The sequence below is a fragment of the Pseudomonas umsongensis genome (genome assembly GCF_002236105.1).
Lineage (GTDB): Bacteria > Pseudomonadota > Gammaproteobacteria > Pseudomonadales > Pseudomonadaceae > Aquipseudomonas > Aquipseudomonas umsongensis.
In genome coordinates, this window is record NZ_NIWU01000001.1 from 1,887,613 (window position 1) to 1,910,143 (window position 22,531).

27 protein-coding genes are annotated in these 22,531 nt (G+C 61.2%); 16 read left to right on the forward strand and 11 right to left on the reverse strand.

Going from position 1 to position 22,531, the window contains the following annotated elements; translation table 11 throughout:
• Positions 1-17 precede the first annotated feature (17 nt).
• A complete protein-coding gene (locus PSUM_RS08490) occupies positions 18-902 on the forward strand; it encodes a DUF2950 domain-containing protein (protein ID WP_083349347.1) in 885 nt (294 codons plus the stop codon).
• Between the two features lie 266 nt (positions 903-1,168).
• Here PSUM_RS08490 and PSUM_RS08495 read toward each other — a convergent pair whose 3' ends face one another.
• A complete protein-coding gene (locus tag PSUM_RS08495) occupies positions 1,169-1,819 on the reverse strand; it encodes a TetR/AcrR family transcriptional regulator (RefSeq protein ID WP_033043888.1) in 651 nt (216 codons plus the stop codon).
• A 158-nt stretch (positions 1,820-1,977) separates the two neighbouring features.
• On the opposite strand from PSUM_RS08495, the gene PSUM_RS08500 reads away from it, so the two are divergent.
• The gene (locus PSUM_RS08500) at positions 1,978-2,403 is read left to right on the forward strand and encodes a hypothetical protein (RefSeq protein WP_033043890.1); all 426 of its coding nucleotides are present in this window, start codon (positions 1,978-1,980) and stop codon (positions 2,401-2,403) included.
• A gap of 66 nt (positions 2,404-2,469) precedes the next feature.
• Here PSUM_RS08500 and PSUM_RS08505 read toward each other — a convergent pair whose 3' ends face one another.
• The 6 genes from PSUM_RS08505 to PSUM_RS08530 all read right to left on the reverse strand — a co-directional run bounded on the left by PSUM_RS08505 (position 2,470) and on the right by PSUM_RS08530 (position 8,238).
• Positions 2,470-3,792 (reverse strand): purine-cytosine permease family protein, encoded by a 1,323-nt coding sequence (locus PSUM_RS08505; RefSeq protein ID WP_033043891.1) that lies wholly within the window; start codon positions 3,790-3,792, stop codon positions 2,470-2,472.
• Positions 3,793-3,903: 111 nt separating this feature from the next.
• Complete coding sequence (locus PSUM_RS08510; protein ID WP_033043893.1) at positions 3,904-4,878, reverse strand: 5-oxoprolinase subunit C family protein; 975 nt, start codon at positions 4,876-4,878, stop codon at positions 3,904-3,906.
• On the reverse strand, positions 4,875-5,747 hold the full coding sequence (locus tag PSUM_RS08515; protein ID WP_020800702.1) for a 5-oxoprolinase subunit B family protein: 873 nt from the start codon (positions 5,745-5,747) through the stop codon (positions 4,875-4,877). The genes PSUM_RS08510 and PSUM_RS08515 overlap by 4 nt, the downstream gene beginning before the upstream one ends.
• Positions 5,744-7,117, reverse strand: coding sequence for an acetyl-CoA carboxylase biotin carboxylase subunit (locus PSUM_RS08520; RefSeq protein ID WP_033043894.1), 1,374 nt, complete (start codon positions 7,115-7,117; stop codon positions 5,744-5,746). The genes PSUM_RS08515 and PSUM_RS08520 overlap by 4 nt, the downstream gene beginning before the upstream one ends.
• Before the next feature lie 15 nt (positions 7,118-7,132).
• Complete coding sequence (locus PSUM_RS08525; RefSeq protein WP_020800700.1) at positions 7,133-7,378, reverse strand: acetyl-CoA carboxylase; 246 nt, start codon at positions 7,376-7,378, stop codon at positions 7,133-7,135.
• Between the two features lie 101 nt (positions 7,379-7,479).
• Complete coding sequence (locus PSUM_RS08530) at positions 7,480-8,238, reverse strand: 5-oxoprolinase subunit PxpA (RefSeq protein WP_020800699.1); 759 nt, start codon at positions 8,236-8,238, stop codon at positions 7,480-7,482.
• A 134-nt stretch (positions 8,239-8,372) separates the two neighbouring features.
• On the opposite strand from PSUM_RS08530, the gene PSUM_RS08535 reads away from it, so the two are divergent.
• Positions 8,373-9,290 (forward strand): LysR family transcriptional regulator, encoded by a 918-nt coding sequence (locus PSUM_RS08535; RefSeq protein ID WP_020800698.1) that lies wholly within the window; start codon positions 8,373-8,375, stop codon positions 9,288-9,290.
• Between the two features lie 30 nt (positions 9,291-9,320).
• Here PSUM_RS08535 and PSUM_RS08540 read toward each other — a convergent pair whose 3' ends face one another.
• On the reverse strand, positions 9,321-10,184 hold the full coding sequence (locus PSUM_RS08540; RefSeq protein ID WP_083349348.1) for a sensor domain-containing diguanylate cyclase: 864 nt from the start codon (positions 10,182-10,184) through the stop codon (positions 9,321-9,323).
• 95 nt (positions 10,185-10,279) lie between these two features.
• Positions 10,280-11,236, reverse strand: coding sequence for an AraC family transcriptional regulator (locus PSUM_RS08545; protein ID WP_083349349.1), 957 nt, complete (start codon positions 11,234-11,236; stop codon positions 10,280-10,282).
• A gap of 183 nt (positions 11,237-11,419) precedes the next feature.
• On the opposite strand from PSUM_RS08545, the gene PSUM_RS08550 reads away from it, so the two are divergent.
• Both PSUM_RS08550 and PSUM_RS08555 read left to right on the forward strand, forming a co-directional pair.
• Positions 11,420-12,373, forward strand: coding sequence for a diiron oxygenase (locus PSUM_RS08550; protein WP_083349350.1), 954 nt, complete (start codon positions 11,420-11,422; stop codon positions 12,371-12,373).
• Positions 12,374-12,388: 15 nt separating this feature from the next.
• Complete coding sequence (locus PSUM_RS08555; protein WP_083349351.1) at positions 12,389-12,817, forward strand: MAPEG family protein; 429 nt, start codon at positions 12,389-12,391, stop codon at positions 12,815-12,817.
• A gap of 64 nt (positions 12,818-12,881) precedes the next feature.
• Here PSUM_RS08555 and PSUM_RS08560 read toward each other — a convergent pair whose 3' ends face one another.
• A complete protein-coding gene (locus PSUM_RS08560; protein WP_083349352.1) occupies positions 12,882-13,325 on the reverse strand; it encodes a hypothetical protein in 444 nt (147 codons plus the stop codon).
• 271 nt (positions 13,326-13,596) lie between these two features.
• On the opposite strand from PSUM_RS08560, the gene PSUM_RS08565 reads away from it, so the two are divergent.
• Together PSUM_RS08565 and PSUM_RS08570 are read left to right on the forward strand one after the other, a co-directional pair.
• Positions 13,597-14,001 (forward strand): antitoxin Xre-like helix-turn-helix domain-containing protein, encoded by a 405-nt coding sequence (locus PSUM_RS08565; protein ID WP_033043897.1) that lies wholly within the window; start codon positions 13,597-13,599, stop codon positions 13,999-14,001.
• Positions 13,995-14,687 (forward strand): RES family NAD+ phosphorylase, encoded by a 693-nt coding sequence (locus PSUM_RS08570; RefSeq protein ID WP_083349353.1) that lies wholly within the window; start codon positions 13,995-13,997, stop codon positions 14,685-14,687. Before PSUM_RS08565 ends, PSUM_RS08570 begins: the two co-directional genes overlap by 7 nt.
• 14 nt (positions 14,688-14,701) lie before the next feature.
• Here PSUM_RS08570 and PSUM_RS08575 read toward each other — a convergent pair whose 3' ends face one another.
• A complete protein-coding gene (locus tag PSUM_RS08575; protein WP_083349354.1) occupies positions 14,702-16,375 on the reverse strand; it encodes a tetratricopeptide repeat protein in 1,674 nt (557 codons plus the stop codon).
• 236 nt (positions 16,376-16,611) lie between these two features.
• On the opposite strand from PSUM_RS08575, the gene PSUM_RS08580 reads away from it, so the two are divergent.
• The 9 genes from PSUM_RS08580 (at position 16,612) to PSUM_RS08625 (ending at position 22,393) form a co-directional block, all read left to right on the forward strand.
• Positions 16,612-17,013, forward strand: coding sequence for a hypothetical protein (locus PSUM_RS08580; RefSeq protein ID WP_083349355.1), 402 nt, complete (start codon positions 16,612-16,614; stop codon positions 17,011-17,013).
• 138 nt (positions 17,014-17,151) lie between these two features.
• Positions 17,152-17,436 (forward strand): DUF7693 family protein, encoded by a 285-nt coding sequence (locus PSUM_RS08585; RefSeq protein WP_020796918.1) that lies wholly within the window; start codon positions 17,152-17,154, stop codon positions 17,434-17,436.
• A 103-nt stretch (positions 17,437-17,539) separates the two neighbouring features.
• Positions 17,540-18,109, forward strand: coding sequence for a chorismate mutase (locus tag PSUM_RS08590; RefSeq protein WP_020796917.1), 570 nt, complete (start codon positions 17,540-17,542; stop codon positions 18,107-18,109).
• Between the two features lie 181 nt (positions 18,110-18,290).
• Positions 18,291-18,719, forward strand: coding sequence for a nuclear transport factor 2 family protein (locus PSUM_RS08600; RefSeq protein ID WP_033043395.1), 429 nt, complete (start codon positions 18,291-18,293; stop codon positions 18,717-18,719).
• Between the two features lie 120 nt (positions 18,720-18,839).
• Positions 18,840-19,601 (forward strand): sensor histidine kinase, encoded by a 762-nt coding sequence (locus PSUM_RS08605; RefSeq protein WP_083349357.1) that lies wholly within the window; start codon positions 18,840-18,842, stop codon positions 19,599-19,601.
• A complete protein-coding gene (locus PSUM_RS08610) occupies positions 19,598-20,251 on the forward strand; it encodes a response regulator transcription factor (RefSeq protein WP_083349358.1) in 654 nt (217 codons plus the stop codon). Before PSUM_RS08605 ends, PSUM_RS08610 begins: the two co-directional genes overlap by 4 nt.
• Before the next feature lie 98 nt (positions 20,252-20,349).
• Positions 20,350-20,724 carry a response regulator transcription factor gene (locus PSUM_RS08615; protein ID WP_083349359.1) on the forward strand — a complete coding sequence of 125 codons (375 nt, stop codon included), beginning with the start codon at positions 20,350-20,352 and terminating at the stop codon, positions 20,722-20,724.
• 153 nt (positions 20,725-20,877) lie between these two features.
• Positions 20,878-22,080 carry an NAD(P)/FAD-dependent oxidoreductase gene (locus PSUM_RS08620; RefSeq protein ID WP_083349360.1) on the forward strand — a complete coding sequence of 401 codons (1,203 nt, stop codon included), beginning with the start codon at positions 20,878-20,880 and terminating at the stop codon, positions 22,078-22,080.
• Positions 22,081-22,132: 52 nt separating this feature from the next.
• Positions 22,133-22,393, forward strand: a complete 261-nt coding sequence (locus PSUM_RS08625; RefSeq protein ID WP_083349361.1) for a transmembrane sensor/regulator PpyR — start codon at positions 22,133-22,135, stop codon at positions 22,391-22,393.
• Positions 22,394-22,531: the final 138 nt, after the last annotated feature.

Below are 22,531 nucleotides of genomic sequence, written 5' to 3' on the forward strand. Positions count from 1 at the left end.
CACGCAAGAGTGTGCTTATGCATGCCCTGGCGCTCACAGTCGCCATGGCCTGGTCGTGCATGGCGACGGCGCAGCAGGAATTTGCAACGCCGGAAAAGGCCGCTGAAGCATTCGTCGAAGCATTGGGTACGAAAAATGCCGATCAGAAACGCCTGGCCGAGTTGCTGGGTGAAGACTGGCGCAGTTTCATCCCTCGCGACGGTGCCGAGCGCGAAGACGTGGAGGCGTTTTTGAAGCTATACCACGAGCAACACCAGATTGAAAAAACCGGCGACAACAAGGCGATTCTGTCGGTGGGCAGTGAGCACTGGACACTGCCTATCCCCATCGTAAAAGGCGCGAAGGGTTGGCGTTTCGACATCAAGGCCGGCAGTGCGGAGCTTCGTACCCGGCAAATTGGCCGCAACGAGCTGGCCGCGGTGCAATCGGCGCTGGCCTATCACGATGCCCAGATGGACTACGCCTCGGTGGATCGCGACGGTGACGGCGCCCTCGAATACGCGCAGAAAATCTTCAGTACCGCCGGCAAGCACGACGGACTCTATTGGGCGGACGACGATAGCGGACAGATCAGCCCGTTGGGGCCCGAGTTCGGCAAAACCATAGCCGGCCAACCCTGGCATGGCTACCGCTTCCGCATCCTGCTGGGCCAGGGGCCTTCCGCACCGGGCGGGGCCTACAGCTACCTCATCGGGGACAAGATGAGCCGGGGCTTTGCACTGATCGCCTGGCCGGCGAAATACGGTGAAACCGGGGTGATGAGCTTCATGATCAGCCATGAGGGACAGGTCTTCGAAAAAGACCTGGGGCCTGGTAGCGAAAAGCTGGCGCAGGCGATGAAGCGCTTTGATCCGGATGACAGCTGGACTGAAGTGCCGGCCGATGAAGAGAAGGCGGACTGACTCGAACCCGTGACGCTCTGCGTCACCACTGCGCGGACCCCAGCCTTGCGTTGCTATCGGAACGCGGAGCGTCCCTGGCGGCATTCCCACGCAGAGCGTGGGAACGATCAGGTGAACGCAAACAGATCCAGAATCAGGCTAGCCGGCCGTTTCGCTTAGCGCGGACTCCAGCCCTGCGTTGCTAGCGGAACGCGGAGCGTCCCTGGCGGCATTCCCACGCAGAGTGTGGGAACGATCAGGTGTACGCGCACTTACCATCGCGCAGATCAGCCTCGCTTTCGACGGTTTTTTTCATCCTCATCCAGTGCCTGGCGAACCAGCGCCCGCGCCGCCCAGGCGGTGGTGGCGAGTGATTCTTCGACGCTCGCGCCACCGATATCGCGCACGGCAATCAATGCCTCTGTGCCCATGACGATCGACAGCGCCTGCTTCAGGCGCTTGCGCGCCTTGGGTGACAGCACGTCTTTCATCGAGTCGACAATCGGCTCGATGTAGCTCAGGCGGCGGCCCGGTCGCAGGGGCTCGTGGGACTCGCTTTCGAGCCATACGGTCATGAACGAGCGCTCCATCACGTGCAGGCCGATCTCGTCGTCGATCAGCAGTTTGTTCAACGTGTTCGCCGCCAGGCCCATACCCTTGACCGGATCGTCCCCCAGCTGCCAGATGCGTTCCAGCGGCGGCATGTCACGATCGGCCGCTGTCTCGCTGAGCAACGCCTCGACCGTGGGAAAATAGCGATAGGCCGTGGCGCGCGACACCCTGGCGCGCTCAGCCGCTTGCGCCACCGTGGGCTGATGACCTTCGTCGCGCAAGGCGATGGCGGCCTCGATCAGCGCCTGGCGGGTGCGCAGCTTCTGGTTGACGCGACCTTGTGCATCACCCTCACCGATCAACGGGCTTGACTTGGGATTCGACATGGAATAAATGATACCTTGTCTTGTAATGAGACATGAGTCTCATAATAGACGTAAGGCAGCGGATCTGCCACCGCCCCTGTGCACGGCATCTGCGGGCATCACGATTTCAGGGATTTTCCAGCAACTGAGCGCGCCTCAGGGCGCTTGAGGTGAATGCCATGAATCACACTCCCCGTTCGCGGACCTGGTTTCGACTTGCTGCCCTCTACTTTGCCATTGGCGTGATGCTGGGGGTGACGATGGGTGCCTCTGGCGACCACTCGCTCTTCGCCGTACATGCCCACATCAATCTGTTGGGATGGGTATCGATGGCACTGTTCGGCGTCATCGGCGCATTGCACCCGAGCATGACCGAAGGTCGCGCGGCTGCAGTGCAGTTCTGGACGTACAACCTGGGCGTGCCGGTGATGCTCGGCGCGCTGACCCTGCGGCTGAAGGGCTTCGCGTCGATCGAGCCACTGATTGGCGTCGCATCGATCCTGATTGGCGTGAGTGTGCTGCTGTTTGCCTGGCTGGTATTCTCGCGCATCGGCGTTGTTGCCGGGTACTTGAGCCGTACGACAGGCGAATCACGCCTGTCGTGACCCGGTAGCTGCTGCCGCGGGTGCCGTAAGGACAAGGCACCCGTAGCGAGATATACGACTACTTCTCTACTGCGCCACCTGCAGGCGCAACCGGCTTCGACGTGACAAGCCAGCCTGCAACGCGAACGCCAGGATCACGGTCGAGGGTGCTGAAAAGCTGCCCAGGCCACCACCGCCATACATCAGGGCAAGGCCCGCTGCCGTGGCGCCAAACCACGCCGTCAGGCCCACCGGGTTGAATGCAGCCACGCGTTCCAGCGCCGCCACGTCACTGCGCCCATAAAGAATCTGCGCCAACGCCACGCCGACCCAGGCCACCACAAAAATGCCCTGGTAGGCCAACGCCTTGAGCAAATAGGCAAACACATCGGCGAGCATCAAGCCGTACACGATCACCCCCACCGCCAGGGCCCACGCCCAGTACGCACCACGCACTCCGAAACGGGCAAAGAATGCCTGCATGTTGAGCGTCGCCAGGTAGTAATTGGCGGTATTGATCCGGGTTTGCGTGGCCCAGACAAACAACAACCCCCACAAGCCCATCAACTGTAGGATCGCCATGACCACCGACACTTCGTTCAACGCGCCTTCATGGGGAATGCTGCTGACCAGATAGATGCCCGCTGCGCCGTTGAGCAAAAACGTCACCGCGTAGAACGGCATGCCGAAGTTCCAGCGACCGTGATACCCGGCGTCTTCTTCCTTGCCAAACCGGGCGTAGTCGAAGGTGAACAGCATCAGCACCCAAACCCCCATGTAGGCGACAAAGCAGTCCCACCAGCCGAAGGCGCTGGGGGTTGCCGGGCCGAAATCCAGCCATTGCGGTTGGTAGCCATACCGGCTGATCGACAGCCCCACCGCCACCAGCAATCCGCCCAGGTAGACCGGCAGCAGCACGCCATTGAGCTTGTCCAGCCAATGCTGCACGCTGCCCAATATCATCGGCACGCTGTACAGCACCACCAGCAACGCGGCCAGTGGATAGACCAGTTCCGGGTACAGGTGATTGAGCGCCACGGCGATCACCGAACCTTCGAACACCGCGTAATAGATCGCCGTGGAAAAGAAGATCAGGGTGGCCAGGCATGCTCCGGTGCTGCCGAACAACAGCCGCGAAAACAGTGCCACCGACAAGCCGCTGCGAATCGCGAAGCGACTGAGCACACTGTTGACCAATCCGTAACTGATCACCGACAGGACCATGCCGATCAGCGCATTGCGCGCGCCATAAGACAGCGCCAGGGAAGCGCCCACCACGATGTAGAACATCGCACTGCACACCGCCCACCAGGCCATGGTCAGGGACAGTCGGCCCATGCGGGCTTGAGGTGGAACGGGGTGATTGGCCGGGTCCTGCCCGGTTTGACTCGATTGCGATAAAGCAGCCATATGCGTGAACTCCAGAACCAGTCAAAGGTTGAAGCGCGGGCAGCCGCCACCGCACCGTAGTGCGGCGTTGGCTTGCCGTTTGGCTTTACCCGCGCAGTGCGGCGGGCAGCGTCAGGAAGGGAACAGCTTGCTCAGGCAGCTGAGTTTTTTCTTATAGGAACGTCGCGCTTCCAGCGCTTCTTCGAGGGTCACCGCCACGAAACGGGCTTTCTGATTGGGTTGCATCTGGCCGATCAGGTCGAGGTCGGCGCTGATCACCGTACCGATCATCGCGTAGCCACCACCGGACACCGCATCACGGTGCAACACGATGGGTTCGAGTCCCGCGGGGACCTGTATCGAGCCGATCGGGTAGCAACTGTCGACGATGTTCGACGGATCGGAGCCGGCGCCGAAGGGTTGCTCGCGCGGCTGAAAGCTCAGCGGGCTGCCGCCCTTGAAGCGATAGCCGATACGGTCCGCTTCCGAGCCGACGGTCCAGGCCTCGGCGAAAAAGCTGTCCGCCGCCGCTGGGGTCAACCGGTCGTAGTACAGCCCCGGCACCACGCGCAGGGTGATTTCGCCACCCAGGGATTGACGCAACGCCATGGGCAGACTGGCCCCGGCGCGGCCCTTGCCGCTGGCAACACCCATCGGCAATTCATCTCCGGCAATCAGGCGACGGCCCTGGAAGCCACCGAGGGCGCCCAGCGCGTAGGTGGAACGACTGCCGAGGACCACCGGCACATCGATACCGCCAGCCACTGCCAGATAAGCCCGTGCGCCGGCCTTGGGAAAATCGAAGCGCAGCACTTGCCCGGCCTTGACCGTGAAGGCGGTGTCGAGATGCATGTCCACACCATCGACCTTTGGCGTCATGTGCGCACCGCACACGGCCACCAACGCGTCTTGCGCAAATTCCAGTTCCGGACCGAGCAACGTGCATTCAAGCGCCGCCGCACCCGGCGGATTGCCGACCAACTGGTTGGCTGCGCTCAACGCGTATTGGTCGAGCGCCCCGGAAGGCGGAATGCCGAGGTGGTAGTAGCCTTCGCGGCCCAGGTCCTGTACCGAGGTCGCCAGACCGGGTTTGAGTACCTTGATCATGCCAGCACCTCCTGCAGCGACTTGGGATAGCCGACGGGGTCAGCCAGGAAAGCATCCAGGGAAAACTCCACCGGACGAATCCGCAGATCGAAACGTCCGGCTTCCACTTCGGCCACGGCAACGTCATAGGCCTCACGGTCCATCGGCTTGAATTGCACGATGTCGCCCGGGCGGAAGAACACCATGTGTTCCTTGAGGTATGCCAAGTTCTGCTGCGGATCGTAGATCGGTGCCGGCGTAACGCCGAACATCTGATAACCACCGGCACCGCGCACGGAGTAGATGCAGCCGAAGCATCCGCCATGACCCAGGGTCAATTTGGGTGTATCGGTGCGCGGCCGCAGGTACTTGGGCACCTGTAACTGACGCTCGCGCTCGACCATCTGGAACATGAACGGCAACCCCGCGACGAAACCGACCATCGAGACAAACCATGGCGCGCCACTGTGCGCGGCGATGAACGCCTCGACGTCCGCCAGGCCATTGATCCGCGCAGCGTATTCCAGGTCTGTCGCACTCGGGTCCTGGTGGCGGTCACGAAAACGCATCAAGGTTTCATGGGTCCAGGGATCGTTATAGAGCACCGGAATCTCGATGATCCGGGTCTGCAACGTCCGCTCGGCCACGGCCTCGGCTTCTGCGCCTTTTACCGCTTCGAGCAAGGTGTGAGGCGCGATACGGTCCGGGTCGAAACGGATCTGGAACGAGGCATTGGCCAGGCACACATCGAGCACGCCATCCAGCGCCAGGCGCTCCACGGCGCGGGTCACGGCCATGCCCTTGAAAAACGCTTCAAGGGACATGCTGTCGCTGACTTCGGCGAACAAATGCTCGTCGGCGCCAAAGCTGTAGCGGATTGCGGTACTCATGCTTCACCTCCGCTGCGGCGCTCGGCCAGCCAGGTTTCCAGGGTGCCAGTGTGGAAGTCGGCGCTGTGCAGCCACGGTTGTTCCAGGAGCTCACCGTGCAGCGACAAGGTGCTGGCCATGCCGGTGAGCGTGGTCTGCGCGACGGCGACTCGCGCACGGGCCAACGCTTCGTTGCGGTCGCGGCCATGCACAATCAGCTTGGCCAACAGCGAATCATAGTACGGTGGCACGCGGTAGCCTTGGTAGAGATGGCTGTCGACCCGCACACCCTTCCCTTGCGGCCAGATCAGTGATTCGACCAGGCCTGGGCTGGGGAAGAAATCCCGCGCCGGGTCTTCGGCATTCAGGCGCATTTGCAAGGCGGCGCCATTGAGCTGGATGTCGCTTTGCTTGAAGCCCAGCGGCTCGCCACCGGCAATGCGCAGCATGGCCTGGACCAGATCGATACCGGTAATGAGTTCGCTGACCGGGTGTTCCACCTGGATCCGCGTGTTCATCTCGATAAAGAAAAACTCGCCGGTGGCGTCGTCGTACAGGTACTCCAGGGTGCCGGCGCCCTTGTAGCCAAGGGCCTCGGTCAGGCGCACGGCACTGGCGCAAAGCGTCTCGCGCTGTTGTGGGTTGAGGACCGGCGACGGTGCCTCTTCGAAGATCTTCTGCCGCCGACGTTGCAGCGAGCACTCGCGCTCGAACAGGTGCACCGCGTGCTGGCCATCGCCCAACACCTGCACTTCGATGTGCCGGGCCTTGCCGATAAACCGTTCCAGATACACCGCACCGTTACCGAATGCGGCCTGGGCTTCGCGCTGGGAACGGGGAAACTCTTCGCTCAGTTGCTGGGCGTTTTCCGCCAGGCGAATACCACGTCCGCCACCACCGGCCGAAGCCTTGATCAGCAACGGGAAGCCTACGGATTCGGCAGCCTTGAGCGCCGACTCGACGTCGAACAGCTCACCGGGGGAACCGGGCACCACCGGCACGCCAGCCGCTTGCGCGGTGCGCCGGGCTTCGGCCTTGTCGCCCATGCGCCGGATCGTCTCGGCGCCGGGCCCGACGAAGATCGCGCCGGCGGCGACAACCGCTTGCGCAAAATCGGCGTTCTCCGAGAGAAAACCGTAACCCGGGTGTACCGCATTCGCACCGGTGGCTTTCAGGGCGCCGAGCAATGCCTCGACGTTCAGGTAACTCTTGTCAGCGCGGGCGGGGCCAAGGATATGGACCTCGTCGGCCATGCGCGCTGCCTGGGAGTCGACGTCCGCTTCGCTGCAGGCGGCAACGGTGGGAATCCCCAGCGCTTTGGCGGCGCGGATAATCCGCACAGCGATTTCGCCACGGTTGGCGATGAGTAATTTACGAATACCTTGAGTCATGATCGCCCCCTACCCTCAATGGCCATCGAGCGTTGCGATGACCTGACCCGGTTCCACCGGATCACCGTCTTCGACCAGGAAGGCACTGAGGCGACCGGCCGTCCCGGCGGTCAGTTCGGAAAACTGCTTCATGACCTCGATCAGGCCAATCACGGTGTCGGCGCTGACCTCTGCGCCCGGCTCGACGTAGTTCGGCGAGTCCGGTGTGGCTTTACGGTAGAAGGTGCCCGGCAACGGGGTAATAACGGTTTGTTCGGCCATGTCTGTTCCTCTTGGAATAGTTGTAGAAAGGCAGGCATAAAAATGGATCGGTGTTTGAACCCTGGCGTCTCTGTGCCTGGTGTTTCGTTGTGCTCCAGGGCTCAGCGCGGTGCGCGAACCTTGATCCCCGCGTCATCCAGCGCCTTGCGTGTGGCCTCGACCAATGCCAGGGCACCCGGTGTATCGCTGTGCAAACAGATGGAATCGAATTCGATGGCCAGGTCTTCGCCTTCGACAGTGCGCACCACACCTTCCTGGCAGGCACGCAGCACCCGCGCCGCCACTTGGGTCGGGTCGTAGGCTCGTACGTTGCGGGTAAAGACGATGGAGCCGCTGAGGTCGTACTCGCGGTCGGCGTAGAACTCGCGGATCACCGGTTGGCCGAGTTCCCGGGCGACGTGCCAGATCACTGAGTTGGGCATGCAATACAGCAGCAACTCCGGCTCCAGGCGCTGGAGATTTTCCACCAGCAAACGCGCAGCTTGCTCGTCGCGGGCCAGGTGCATGTACAGGGCGCCGTGAGGTTTGATGTGTTGCAGCGCCACGCCCTGAACCCGGGCGAGTTCACGCAGCGCACCCAACTGGTAAAGCATGTCGTCGACCAGTTCCTGGGCCGGTGCATTGATGTGCCGGCGGCCGAAGCCGACCAGGTCGCGGAACCCCGGATGCGCGCCGATGGCCACGCCCAGTTGCTTCGCCCGTTCGACGGTGCGGCGCATGGTGCTTGGGTCGCCGGCGTGGAAACCGGTGGCGATGTTGGCGGTGCTGATGAAGCCCATCAGCTCATTGTCAACGCCATCGCCGATGGTCCATGGGCCAAAGCCTTCGCCCATGTCCGAATTGAAATCTACTGCCTGCATGACGCTTGCTCCTGACGCTTGTGACTTCATGCAGGCCACGTTAAATTCCCGCCACCCCCCTTGGGAAGATCTATTATCAGAGGGGCCATCTTCTGAAAAACAGATAACCCTGAAAAACAGACAATGGAGCGCCCATGTCACTGACCCTGCGCCAGGTCCGCTATTTCGTCGCCACCGCGGAGATCGGGCAAATTTCCCAAGCGGCCATTCACCTGAACATTTCCCAGTCCGCGGTGACCACCGCGATCAAGGAGCTGGAAGCCATGCTCGGCACGCTGTTGTTCCAGCGCTCGGCCCAAGGCATGAGCCTGACCGATGCCGGGCGGCATTTTCTCAACCGTGCCTATGTGATTTTGCGCAGCGTCGACGACGCGCTGAATAGCCCGCTGCCGGACGTCCGCGCCAGTGGCCTGTTACGTTTGGCCGCGAGCTACACGGTGATCGGCTACTTTCTGCCGCACCACCTGCAACGGCTTGAACACTGGCACCCGGACGTAGCCATCGAGGTCCACGAACAAGAGCGCACGGCCATCGAGCAAGGCCTGCTGGAAGGAAAATTCGACATGGCGGTGGTGCTGACCGCGAACCTCACTCACCCGGACATCGTTTCGGAAACCCTCTTCAACTCCGAACGCCGGTTATGGCTGCCCAGCCATCACCCCCTGCTCGAACGCTCCGCCGTCAGCCTGGCTGACGTTGCGCAAGAGCCCTTTATCCTGTTGACCGTCGACGAAGCCGAACAGAGCGCCAAGCGTTACTGGGAACACGCGCACCAGCAGCCAAACGTACGGATACGCACCAGTTCAGTCGAAGCGGTGCGCAGCATGGTCGCCAATGGCAGCGGCGTGGCGATCCTCTCGGACCTGGTGCACCGCCCCTGGTCGCTGGAGGGCAAACGCATCGAAACCCTGACCGTCACTGACAAGGTAACCCCCATGAGCGTAGGCCTGGCCTGGCATCGCGAGCGCGATTTCAGCCCGGCCATGCAAGCGTTTCGTAACTATTTCCACGATGCATTCCTGGCGCCGCAACAACTGTCGGCACGGCGCTAGTTCACCCGTCGAAGCTGTGTTCCAGGTTCGTCATCCGGCCGCGGAACGTTGCCTTTTTATGCGGTACATATCGTCGTCCGCATGGCTGAGCAGCGTATCGGCATCCTCTCCGTCCGCGGGATAACAGGCGATACCGATACTGCAGGACGGCATTGTGAGTACGGAAGAGTCGGCATCCGGTGGCTCGGCCATGACCGCGAGAATCTGCGCCACTTTCTCGCACACATCGCCCTGGGACTGGATATCGGTCAACAGTACCGTGAATTCATCACCGCCCATCCGGGCCACCGTGTCCGTCTCGCGCACGCAGCCTTGCAGCCGACGGGCAATCATGCGGAGCACCTGATCGCCCGCTGCATGGCCATGGACATCGTTGATGCCCTTGAAGTCATTGACATCCAAAAACAGCAACGCCAGGCTGCTGTCGTGGCGCTGTGCCGCGCGCAGGGCCGCATCCAGCCGATCATTGAACAGCGCACGATTGGCCAGCCCTGTCAGCGGGTCATGATGGGCGAGGAAGCGCAATTCCTCCTCCGCCTGCCAGAGGGCCGTGACATTGCGCGCAACGCCGATCCGCGCCCCCACCTCCTCGGACCAGAAGGCTGCCCACAGGATGTGCACGACTCCGCCATCCTTGCGGATATAACGGTTGCGGAAATCGAAGTGCGGCTGGCCATTCATGACCCGGACAATGGAGGCTCGCGTTTTCGCCAGGTCGTCAGGGTGCATGTAGTCAGTGATCGGGGTGCCGGTCAGCTCGTCAGCACGGTAACCAAGCAGCGCCTGACAGGCATCACTGACAAATACGATCTGGTTATCCCTGTCGACCACGAAGACCGTGTCCAGCATCAGATGGATCAGTTTGGGGTAGAGCGCTTGCAGGTCAACGGGCATAGGTCAGCGAGTCCCGGTTCATGTAGCCTGATCATGCCTGATCGCGAAGGGAGGCGGCTAGGCGTGCGGCAAGGTTTTGCTGGCCCAATGCCGACTCAAGCGGAGTGCCTGCGCCAGGTGCCGGGCGATGTACCGAACTGGCGCTTGAAGGCGCGACTGAACGCCGCTTCGGATTCGTAGCCGACTGAAAAGCCGATTTGCGCCACATTCCCCCGCCCTTCCCGCAAGTGTTGAGCCGCCACGTGCATACGCCAGAGCGTCAGGTATTGCATCGGCGGCTGCCCGACCAATGCGGTGAATCGCTGGGCGAACACCGAGCGCGACATGCCCACCTCGAGCGCCAGGGTTTCAGCGGTCCAGCCCTCGGTCGGACGCGCATGGAGCAGTGCCAGTGCGCGCCCGATATGCGGATCGCGCAAACCCGCCAACCACCCGCGCCGCTCTGCCGGGAGGCTCGCGACGTACTGGCTGACGGCTTCGACGAAAAGCAATTCAGACAGTTTGGCAATGACTGCCGTTGAGCCGACGCGTCCTGCCGCTGTCTCGCTCACCGCGAAACGGAACGAGCTTTCAATCCAGGCCCCCGAAGCCGTCGCGCGCATGTCCAGTTTCAGTACCGATGGCAGCGACGACAGCAACGGACTGAAGGGGGTTTCAGAGCCGAGGAAGCCGCACAACAGCTGTGTGGCCTCCCCGCCCCCGCCGCACTTGATGCGTGAAATGCCGCCGACTGACGGCGGCGTAATGACGTCGCGCGCCGGCATGGGTGTAAAGCCCAGGTCACTGCCAAACGTATGAACATCATTGCGAGGTAGCAGGATCAATTCGCCTGCGCGCACGTCGAGGGGGGCGCCATCGTCGACGCGCAATTGCATGTGCCCCGCCGCGACAAAATGCGAGGCAATGATATGTCGAGGCGCCGCCACGAACGGTTTGCAATCGTCGGCAGAGATTCTGCCGATCATGCACCAGGGCGCAGTGAACTCTGCCTCGAGAAACACTCCCCCAGACAGCCGGATCACACGCAACACATCGGAAAGCGCATCGAGCATTTGCCACCCCTCCTTTACGGAGTCTGGAGCAAGTAATCAGGCGCAGCGGTCATTCTTCACCCGGACGGCGAGGCCTAGATTAGCACCAACGCGGACTCGGCGATCAGGACTCTCCCCAGAGGCTTCACCCTGGGTCATTGGCTCCGCCCCATTGTGGCTCGACCTGGAAAATTGGAGATCGATATGAACACCTTCGCGACCCTCCCCATCCCTGATTCGCGCAACGCCGCCCGTTACGCGCAACTGGTCAGGTCATCAAAGAAAGCCGAATGGCAGATCGATCGCGATCTGCTGCAGGACCGGCATTTCGACTTCTCGCGCAAATTCCTGCCCGACTCACTGTCGCTGGTCGACCGCCTGACCTTTCTTGACGCACACCAGGCGCGCCTGCTCAGCCAGATTCAAGGCCGGACCTATGCGTACCTCTTTGGCCTGGTCGAGCGCTTTATCAGTGCCAAAATGCTCGATCAGGGTCGCGCCCATGTGTTCGACGATCAGCTCGCACTCGAAGCGCTGGTGCGCTTCTCCAATGACGAGATCAAGCATCAGGAACTGTTCCGACGCATCGAGACAATGATTGGCTCGCAACTGCCGGCGGGATATCGTCAAGTGGCCGATCCAAACGACGTGGCGCGCGTGGTGCTGGCATCCAGCACCTGGTCGGTGCTGGCGCTGACCTGTCATATCGAGTTGTTCGTGCAATCCCACTACGCACAAAGCATCGCCCCGCACGAAGAGCTATGCCCGCTGTTCAAGGACGTCTTCAAGTTTCACTGGAAGGATGAAAGCCGACACGTCGTGCTCGATGAACTGGAGTGGAAGGCCGAGCACGCAAAACTGTCGCCCGCCGAATGCGACCAGGCAGTGAACGACCTGATAGCACTGGTGGCGGCCGTCGACGCCATCCTGCAGGCACAATCGACAGCCGATGCCGAGTACTTCACGCGCCATGCTTCACGATCATTCAGTGTCGACGAAGCAGCACGCATCAACGCCTGCATGCTGGACGCCTACCGCTGGCAGTACATTATCTCGGGCGTGCAGCATCCACACTTTGCCCGGCTGCTGACGCGCATGACAACGCCAGCCCAGATGTCGCGGATCAACACCGCACTGTCACCCATCATGGGCCATTGATCGAGACTGGCCGCCATGACAATACCGATGTGGATGCTGCTTGGGTTCGCGACCTGGACGTTACTGCTGTTAATGGCCACCGTCGGGGTCTATCGCTGGGCCAGGATACTGTTCTCGAATGCGCCGATTGCCTCTTTCCGAAGCGATCGGCTCGAGGGCGAGGACTGGTATCGGCGCGGGGTAAGGGCACACGCCAACTGCGTGGAAAACCTGCCTGTGTTTGGCGTCATCGTGTGGTTGATTTCCGCCCTTGGCGTTGAAGGACCTACGGTAAACTACTTGTCGATACTCATTCTGGTTGCCCGGGTGTGTCAGTCGCTGGTGCATGTCTGCCATGAACAAACCAATGCGTTCGTGGCAGTTCGGTTTAGCTTCTTTTTCGTTCAGTTGGCCTGTTTTCTCACGCTCATCGTGATGGCCGCCGGGTACGGCACACTCTTCTGAACCCAGGCCATGGCCTGCGCTACTTGCGCAGGCCACAGTACCGAACGGCTTGCCTGATGCGCCCCTAGCCAGCGCTGATGTTTCCGCAGAAAAGTGGGCGGCTACCGTCTGCCGGACTGCTGCGAACCAGCAAGGCATAGCTACCCTTGGTCAAATCGCTCAGCGCCACCGGTGCCTGGGCCCAATGTTGGGTACGCGGGGCCAGCGATGGGTAGTCGACGCTATTGGCCTGACGGGTCCTGTACGCCGGTTGCGTACCCAATTGCTGGCACGAGCCTGCGTAGATTGCAGTGTCGAGACGGCTGGAAACAGCCATATCGTGGGGGACTCCACCGACGGTGAGCCAGATACTGGTTTGATCGCCCACCGGGCTGAGGGTGGCTCGAGCGATATGCTCTGCGTTTTGCGGGGTAGCATTGAGGGGGACATCGACAATTTCGTTTCTGCTCGCGCAGCCCGAAATCGCCCCTGCCGCCACTACCAACGCCAGCCAAGATGCACTGTTCATCACAGGTCTCCTGAGTTGAGTTGCGTAGACTTCATCCCCCCTGTGAAGTCTAGTGGTCCCCCCCGCAAGCGGGATCTGGCTGATGGGTGGTCATCGGGCCGTAAGAGCCAGGCTTGCCAGCGAAGAACGATGACGCGGTGCAGAAAAGACACCACAGCGCATGGTTCGCCGTATCGCTGTTTCCTGCAGCTGCCGCTGGTCGAGAGCCGCTTGTTCTGTAGACTCAATATACTTATGTTTGATTCTAAGGACTCAAAGACAGGTAATGCACATGGCCGTCGCTTCCCAGCCCCAATCTTTCAGCAAAAACCAATGCGTCACCGGCCTGCGCGCTGCGGTGGGCATTCTGGAAAAGTGGCACGCCAGCAGCGAGCAGGCCTGTCGTATCCTGCGCATTTCCCGCAGCACCTACACCCGCGCGCGCCAGCATGATCCTGACTGGGCGGTGGCGCTGGATGCGGACCAGATGCAGCGCATCAGTCTTGTGTTGAACATTCACGCCACGTTGCGCCTGGTGTTCGACAATCCGGACAACGTCTATGGCTTCGTCTCGATGGCCAATGACAACGAGTTTTTCAATGGGCGCTCGCCGCTGGTGATCATGGCCCAGGGCGACATGATTTCCCTGTACGAGACCTTTCGGCGCATCGATATGCTGCGGGGCGCGCAATGGTGACGTTGAGCGAGCTGGCGGTGTTTGCCGGGCAGGCATTGCAGGCTTACCGGCTGGTCAACTCTAAGTTTCCGCCGATTGCATTGTTCGACGACGTGGCGAGCGCGGATGAATTTGAGGTGCTGTTCGAGATTCAGGCGCTGACCAATCCCCGATTGAAGAATGAGGTCGGTGAGCTTGAGTTGATCCCACGGAGCGAAATCCCGTTCGGGATTGCTGGCTGCTCGTACGCCACCGCGCCTTTCACTCACATCAATCCGGCGGGCTCGCGGTTCAGCGATGGCAGCTATGGGGTGTTGTACCTGGCGGATTCGATGGAAACCGCACTGGCCGAGGTGAGGTATCACCAGGGCCTGTACTGGTCGAAGGTATCGGGCCTGAACTATGAGCGGTTTGTGTTCAGGGGACTGTCGTGTTCATTCATGGATACGGGGATGAAAGACGCCACCGCCCTGCCGATCAACGACCCGGTGTATGCGCCTGACGATTACAGCCATTCCCACGCACTGGGCCGGGCAATCAGGAAAGCTGGCTACCCAGGCCTGCGTTATCGCTCGGTGCGCCTGCCAGGCAGTGATTGCTGGGCGTTGATGACGCCAAGGCCTGTCTCTTCAATCATCCAGACCGCTCATTACGAGATGGTCTGGAACGGGCAGATCACCAGTGTCAGCCAGATCAACGAGGCTTGAGGCAAATCTCGCACCTAGTGGCGGCAACGCTCGCCGTTGCGGCAAAAACACGACGCCGAAATCTCCACATCCGCCCGGGCCATGGCCAGGTTGAGACGAACCTGCGCAGCGGCCGCTTCGCCATCGCGACCCAGGCGCTTCAAGCATTCCACGTAGCCGTGCAGGCTCCACACGTTGTCCAGGTGCCAGGACGCGCGACTGAGGGTGTTGTCCAGGCCCAGGTCGGCACGATAGGCGTGCAGGGCTTCTTCCACCCTGCCCTGTTCCAGCAACAGCGCGCCCAGTGCGTGGCGCACCGGTTGCATCCAGCCCCAGGGCTCGTCGTAAGGCAGGTGATCGTCCAGCGATTGCGCCTCGCGCAGGTGAGCGAAAGCTTCGTCGAAGTTACCTTTGCGGTACTCGATTTCGCCGCGCAGCATGCCCGCGGCCACCGCCAGGATATCGTTGCATTTGTTGTTGAAGAGGTAGCGCGTGTCCGGCACCCGGGCCCAGGCCTCAAGGAACAGGTGATGCTCGGTCTCGGCGTTGGCGACTTGCCCGCAAGCCGCAAAGGCCACGCCTTTGGCGTAGTGCAGCATGGCCGTGGTCACGCAGTACAGCGTCGGGTCCTGGGGCGATGGTGTGGCGAGGATGTCTTGCCATTTGCCGAAGCGGATCTGCACGTGGGCCTTCATCGAGACGAAGCTTTCGAGCCAGTCGGCCATGGGCGGTGTTTCCACCCGCAGGAGGTCTTCCTTGATGGTTTCGGCCAGTTGCTCGGCGGCTTCCAGGGCCGGCTGGTACTGACCGAGGAACATCGCCGAGTAGAGTTTGAAATGGTAATTGTGGCTGCGGTACAGGGTGTAGAAGTTGATTGGCCCTTCCTTGGCCAGATAGAGACTGTCGGCCTCGATTGCCCGCTGATTGGTGATCATGGCCCCGCGATAATCGCCGCAGAGCACGTCGATGTGCGACGGCATATGGCGCAGGTGTCCGGCATCCGGTACCAGGTCGCGCAGGATATCGCCCGCGCGCAGGGCCCGTTCCGGGTACGGCGACATTTCCAGGGTGTGGACGTACATGTGCAGTACGCCGGCGTGCGGCGCTTCGCCGTGTTGCTCCATGCGTTGCAGGGCCCGCTCAAGCACGGCCACGGTTTCCAGGGTGTCGGCGCCAGCCGCCGGCTGGCCGGTTTTCAAGTCCCATAACTGCCAGGGCGTGCGGTCAATCAGCGCTTCGGCGAACAGCGCCACCACATCTGGATCGTCGGGAAATCGCTGGTACACATCGCGCATGGACGCCGCATAGGCATCGTTCCAGGTAAAGAGCTCATCTACGCTGCTCGTCTGCTCGGCCTGGTAACGTTGCTGCAACGCGTGGATCAGGGCTTGCTCCACTGGCGTCGTACCTTCGAGGTGCACCAAGGCGATTTGTGTCGCCAGTCGCGCCTGGGCCACGGCCTCCTTGAGCTCTTGTTCGATGAAGGCGTCCCAGCGCTTGTTGTAGTTGGGTCCCGAGGCATAGGCGATGCCCCAGTAGGCCATCGCGCAGTTGCGGTCGTGCTCCAGGGCCTTCTGGAAACAACGGATGGCTTCGTCGTGGTTGTAGCCGTAGCACCACATCAGGCCGCGGTCGAACCAGAGTTGGGTTTGGGCTGAGCTCGTCGTCACGGGGCGGCTGTAGGTGCCCAGGTCGTAATAGTCGTGCATCGGTTTATCCTCTCGATCAGAGTGCGGAACCTGCGAAAACCCAGCATACCCCTGTGCACCTGGCCGGGCGTCACAGCCGACGACAGGCTGCGCTCTATCATCATGCCTACACGAGGCAGGCCACTGACTCTATCAATCGCATCGATGTTCACCATCACCTCAATGAAGTTCTCTTAAAAACTCCACGGCGTAACATCAGCTCCATACCAAACAACTACACCCCGGAGCACACGATCATGAAACGCCAAACCCTCCTCAGCATCGCTTTCTCGGTTTTCGCAGTTAACGCTTTTGCCGCTACCTCTGTTCAGCCTGTCGTGGCTGAAGGTGGCTCGGATCGTCTGATTGAAAGCCGGGTGGCCGAGGGTGGTTCGGATCGCTTGATCGAGAATCGCGTCGCTGCCGATGGTTCGGATCGCCTGCAAGGCAACACCGTCGCTGCCGATGGTTCCGACCGCCTGCAAGGCAACACCGTCGCTGCCGATGGCTCCGACCGCCTGCAAGGCAACACCGTCGCCGCCGATGGCTCCGACCGCCTGCAAGGCAACACCGTCGCCGCCGATGGCTCCGACCGCCTGCAAGGCAACACTGTCGCCGCCGATGGTTCTGACCGCCTGCAAGGCAACACTGTCGCCTGATCCCATCGCTTCACCGCACCCACAAAAAGCCCGGCCTGATCAGCCGGGCTTTTTCGTCACAGGGTTCTACCCCTGGATCGCGATCGTCTATCCTGTGTGCCCGATTCTGGCCATGCCGCCATCCCGCCGGAGACACCTGTGCCGCCCCTTACTGCCCGAGAGATTTACCAGCAACTGCGCGACGCCGCCTTGGGCCTGCGCCCGCTCCGGCGACTTGACGGGCAAGCCGGTCCGGTATTCATCGACATCGAAGGTTGGCGCTTGAGCCTCGATGTCGACCACCTTCACTTGCGTCACTGCCTGCATTGCCAGAGCCCGGATGGCCGCGTGTTCGACGGTGGTCAGCGTTTCGGGACTGACCCGGTGAGTTTGCTCAGCACCTGGGAGCTGGCGCAGATCGAGCGGATGCTGGCCGGCGACTGAGGCGCAACCGGGATATTGCGAAAGTGCTCGCTGAACTATCGTTCATCTGGCTCAGCTGTGATACATAAGACCTGATGCGCATCCCGTGCCCGAGAGGTTGCTTATGTTCCGCTGCCCACGCTTGCCGCAAGTCCTGGCTTGTTCGCTGTTCGGCTTACTCGCCAGCGTCGCCCATGCCGCCACGCCCTCCCCGGCACCCGAAACGCTGCAGCCACTGCTGAACACCATCAATGAGCGCCTGGACATTGCCGACCTGGTGGCGCTGGCCAAGTGGGACAGTGGCAAACCGATCCAGGATACCGCACGGGAAACCCTGCTCATCAACAACGCCAGGAAGCAGGCAACCGGTAGCAACGTGAACCCGGACGAAGCCGCCGACTTGATCGCCGCGCAGATCGAAGCCAACAAGCTGGTGCAGTACGGACTGATCGCGCAATGGCAAGCCGCGCACAAGGCACCCGACCTGCCACGGCCAGACCTCACTCAACTGCGCGCAAAGCAGGACGAACTGCAAGCCCGCCTGTTGCAGCAATACGCCGCTTTCGTGCCCTATCGTGTCGATCCGGAATGCCCGCAGTGGCTGGCGGCGCAGCGCTCGGACCTGATCAAGGATGCGCTGCATGGCCAGGCGTTGATCCGCGCTACAGGGGAGCTGTGCATCACGGATCTATGATCGAAACCAATCTCCCCCCTGTAGGAGCGAGCATGCTCGCGATGGAGGTCAACGATAACGCAGCGAGCCTGACACCCCGCGGCGCTCTCAGGTTTTTCGTCGGAACGCCGCCCGGAGCGTGCTCGCTCCTACAGGAAGTGTTCTGCACGTTTTGAACAACAACAAAAAACAGGAGTTGAATATGTCTGAACTGCAACTGCACCCCAAGGCGGCAGAGTCCCTGAGCCTGTGGCACGCGATGATCCGCACCGGCGATCTCAAGGCCTTGCCTGCGTTGCTGGACCCGCAAGCGGTGTTTCGCTCGCCCATGGCCCACACGCCGTATCCCGGGGCACCGGTGGTTTCGATGATTCTCAACACGGTGTCCAAGGTGTTCGAAGATTTCACCTATCATCGCGAACTGGCGAGCGCCGACGGCTTGAACGTGATTCTGGAATTCAGCGCCAGGGTCGGCGACAAACAGCTCAAGGGCATCGACATGATCCGCTTTGACGAGCAGGGAAAAATTGTCGATTTCGAAGTGATGGTCCGCCCCCTCAGTGGCTTGCAGGCACTGGGCGAGGAAATGGGCCGGCGCCTGGGCGCCTACCTGGCCGCCAGCAAGACCTGATCGTTGTACCGCGCCTTGGCTTTTATTTCGGGTTTTTTGTCCTAACGGACTGAGATCGCGTGCTCCTAGGATACCGGACCTACTCTCCGCTCCCAGCCCGACCAGAAAACCGAGGCGCGTATGCTCGACCCCCGGACAAAAAATCCTGCCCACGCCCAACTCGCCCATGTCACCCGCATGACAGCCCTGGGCGAACTGGCAGCGTCCATCGCCCATGAAATCAATCAACCGCTGGCGGCGATCGCCAGCAGCGGCGAAGCCTGCCGCAACTGGCTGAGCCGCCCGCAGCCCGATCTGGTCGAAGCACGCAAGGCACTGCAACAAATCATCGCCAGCGCCCATCGGGCAAGCGAAATCACCCGCCATGTCTGGGCCTTGTCGCGCAAATGCGACCCGCTGCGCCAGAACGAATCGCTCAACGACATTGTCAGCGAGACCTTGAGCCTGGTCCGCTGTGAACTTGCCCATCACCAGATCAGTCCGAAAATCGAGTTGGGTACATTCAACCCCCAGGTCAGTGCCGACCGCGTGCAACTGCAGCAAGTCATCATCAACCTGATCATCAACGCCTGCCAGGCCATGGATGCGGTCGACGCCACACAACGGTCACTGCTGATTCGTACCTGGGTGAAGGACAACGAGGCCGTGCTGGAGGTGGCCGACCAGGGTCCGGGGATTGCCCCCGAGGTCTTGCCGCAGTTGTTCACGCCGTTCTTCACCACCAAGGAAAACGGCCTGGGCATGGGGCTTTGCATCTGCCGCTCGATCATTGATTTCCACGCTGGCCGGATCTGGGCCACCAGCACTGTGGGCCAGGGCAGTTCGTTTCTGGTTGCCCTGCCGATACGGGCCGCCATTGAGCCCTTGGGGAATCAAACATGAACGAACGGCAGTCGCTCAACCAGATCAATCACACCGAGTCCATGGTGTTCATCGTCGACGACGATGCGCCGCTGCGCGAATCCCTCGGCAGCCTGCTGCGCTCCATCGGCTTACGGGTCGAGCTGTTCGGCTCAGTCGCCGACTTCATGCAGTACCAGCGCCCGGACACCGACAGTTGCCTGGTGCTGGATGTACGGTTACAAGGCAGCAGCGGCCTGGACTTTCAAAACGAACTGGCCGTCGCCGGCATCAAGGTACCCATCGTGTTCATCACCGGGTACGGCGACATCGCCATGACAGTGCGAGCGATGAAAGCTGGCGCGGTGGATTTCCTGACCAAGCCGTTTCGTGAACAGGACCTGATCGATGCGGTGTGCGCCGCCCATGGTCGTGATAAACAGCGTCGCGAGTCCGAGCGCCACGCCGAGCAATTGCAAGCGCGCCACCAGACGTTGACCGCGCGGGAACAAACCGTGATGACGCTGGCGACTTCGGGCTTGATGAACAAGCAGATAGCCGGGGAAATCGGCCTGAGCGAAATCACCGTGAAAATCCACCGCGGCCAGGCCATGCGCAAGATGGGCGCACGCTCCTTTGCCGACCTGGTGCGCATGGCCGAGGTGCTCTCGGCCCGGCCCGCCAGCCGATAACTATACCCACGTATACTGTGCACCCTTTCAGGACGGCGTATCTTGCAATAATAGCGCAGTGCCTCTAATTGCTCTGCGTGACTACGCAGGACTTCACTATGCACAACGAGGCAATGATTGCCGTCGTCGATAACGATGATTCGCTTCGAATGGCGCTGGATACTTTATTGCGATCCAGTGGCTATACGGTGCGAACCTACGTGGGGCCGTATGAATATCTCAACTCCGACGGCCCGCTTATTACATCTTGCCTGATCTGCGATATACAAATGCCGGAGATGGACGGAATCACGATGTATGAAGCACTGGCGACCAGGGGCATGCATATCCCGGTCATCTTCATCACCGGAAATCCCTGCGCGCAGCGTCCGCCGGGGTCTCAAGCCATGCAGCCGATTGCCTTTTTCCCCAAGCCCTTCCCCATCGAAAAGTTGCTCGACTGTATCAAAACAGTACTTGAGCGACGCCACTGAACTCTGGTCATTCAAGCCACTAACACTTTGGTATAGCCCGTTAATACTTAGTCATACCCGGGCTTACCCTATGTAGCAGTGTCAGCGTTAAACCCCTCGAATAACATCTGCTCAAGATTAAGCGGCACTCGATTGTTCTTCAGGAGCTAAACAATGAAACAGCAAATCTTGATTATTGGTGCAGGGTTCGGTGGGGTCTGGAGCGCGTTGAGCGCTGCCCGCCTGTTGGACAAGCACGATCGAAACGACGTCGAGATCACCGTGTTGGCTCCTCAGGCCGAGTTGCGCATCCGCCCGCGCTTCTACGAGCCTGAGGTGCACACCATGACTGCACCGCTGCACGAACTGTTCGACGCCGTGGGAGTAAAATTCGTCAAGGGTTCGGCCGAGGTCATCGACGAGCACAACAAACAGGTCCGCTACACCAACGCCGCGGGCATCCAGGGCACGCTGACCTATGATCGCCTGGTGCTGGCCGCCGGCAGCAAGCTGATGCGTCCGCCGGTCGAAGGCATGCTGGAGCACGCCTTCGATGTCGACGAGATCGAATCCGCCACTCGCCTGGAAGCTCACATCAAGTCACTGAAGGACAAGCCGGTCAGCGCCGCCCGCAATACCGTGGTGGTGGCTGGCGGTGGTTTCACCGGGATTGAAACCGCGACCGAAATGCCGGCACGCCTGCGTGCCGTCCTCGGTGAAAACGTCGACATCCGGGTCATCGTGGTTGACCGTGCCCCGCAAGTCGCCGCTGCTCTGGGCGATGGGATCCGCCCCTCGATCGTCGAAGCCTCGCAGCACCTGGGCATCGAGTGGGTTCTCAACGCTACCGTTGCCGCGGTCGATGCCAATGGCGTCATCCTTGCCGATGGCCAGCGCATCGAATCCAACACCGTGATCTGGACCGTCGGTTTCCGTGCCAACTCGCTGACCGAACAAGTGCAAGGTACTCGCGATCATCAGGGCCGCCTGCATGTCGATCAGCACCTCAAGGTGCGAGGCCACGCCGATGTGTACGCCAGCGGCGACGTGGCCTACGCTGCCACCGATGACCAGGGTAACTTCGCGGCAATGTCCTGCCAGCATGCCATCGCCCTGGGGCGCTATGCCGGAAACAACGTCGCCGCGGAGCTGCTGGGTGTGGAGCCGATGGCCTACAGCCAACCCAAGTATGTCACCTGCCTGGACCTGGGCGCCTGGGGCGCGGTGTTCACTGAGGGCTGGGAGCGCGAGGTCAAGCTGGTCAAGCACGAAGCCAAGGAACTCAAGACCCAGATCAACACCCTGTGGATCTATCCGCCGGCGGCTGATCGTGCCGTGGCGCTGGCGGCGGCCGATCCGTTGATCCCGGTGGCCTGAAGACGATTAATACGGCCGTGCCCCCTGTCACTGCCAGTCGCAGGTAACCGACATGTATGGTTTTTTCGAGCATCCGTATCGGGTCTTGACGTTGTCCCACGTCATGTTGATCGGCGGGCTGATTGCACTGGTCGCCGGGGCCATCCTGGCCTATGGCCTGGATCAATATCTGTCGCTACCCAGCCTGGTGATGGCCCATGCCATGACGATACTCGGCCCGACCGCCATCAAGCTCGGTTATGTGATGCGCTTGCTGACGCTCAATCGCCTGCGCTGCCAGCCACTGAGCCAACCGCCTGGCCTCGCCGGGTGATGTGAAATTTCGCCTGAATCCCGGCCAGCCCACTCCTTGCTGGACCGGGACCTTTCCCAAGCGCCCGCCACTGGTTTTCTGGCGGGCGTTTTTTCTCCAGCCAGTAAACCCGTAAGAGCTAGCGGTGCGGCGATCCAA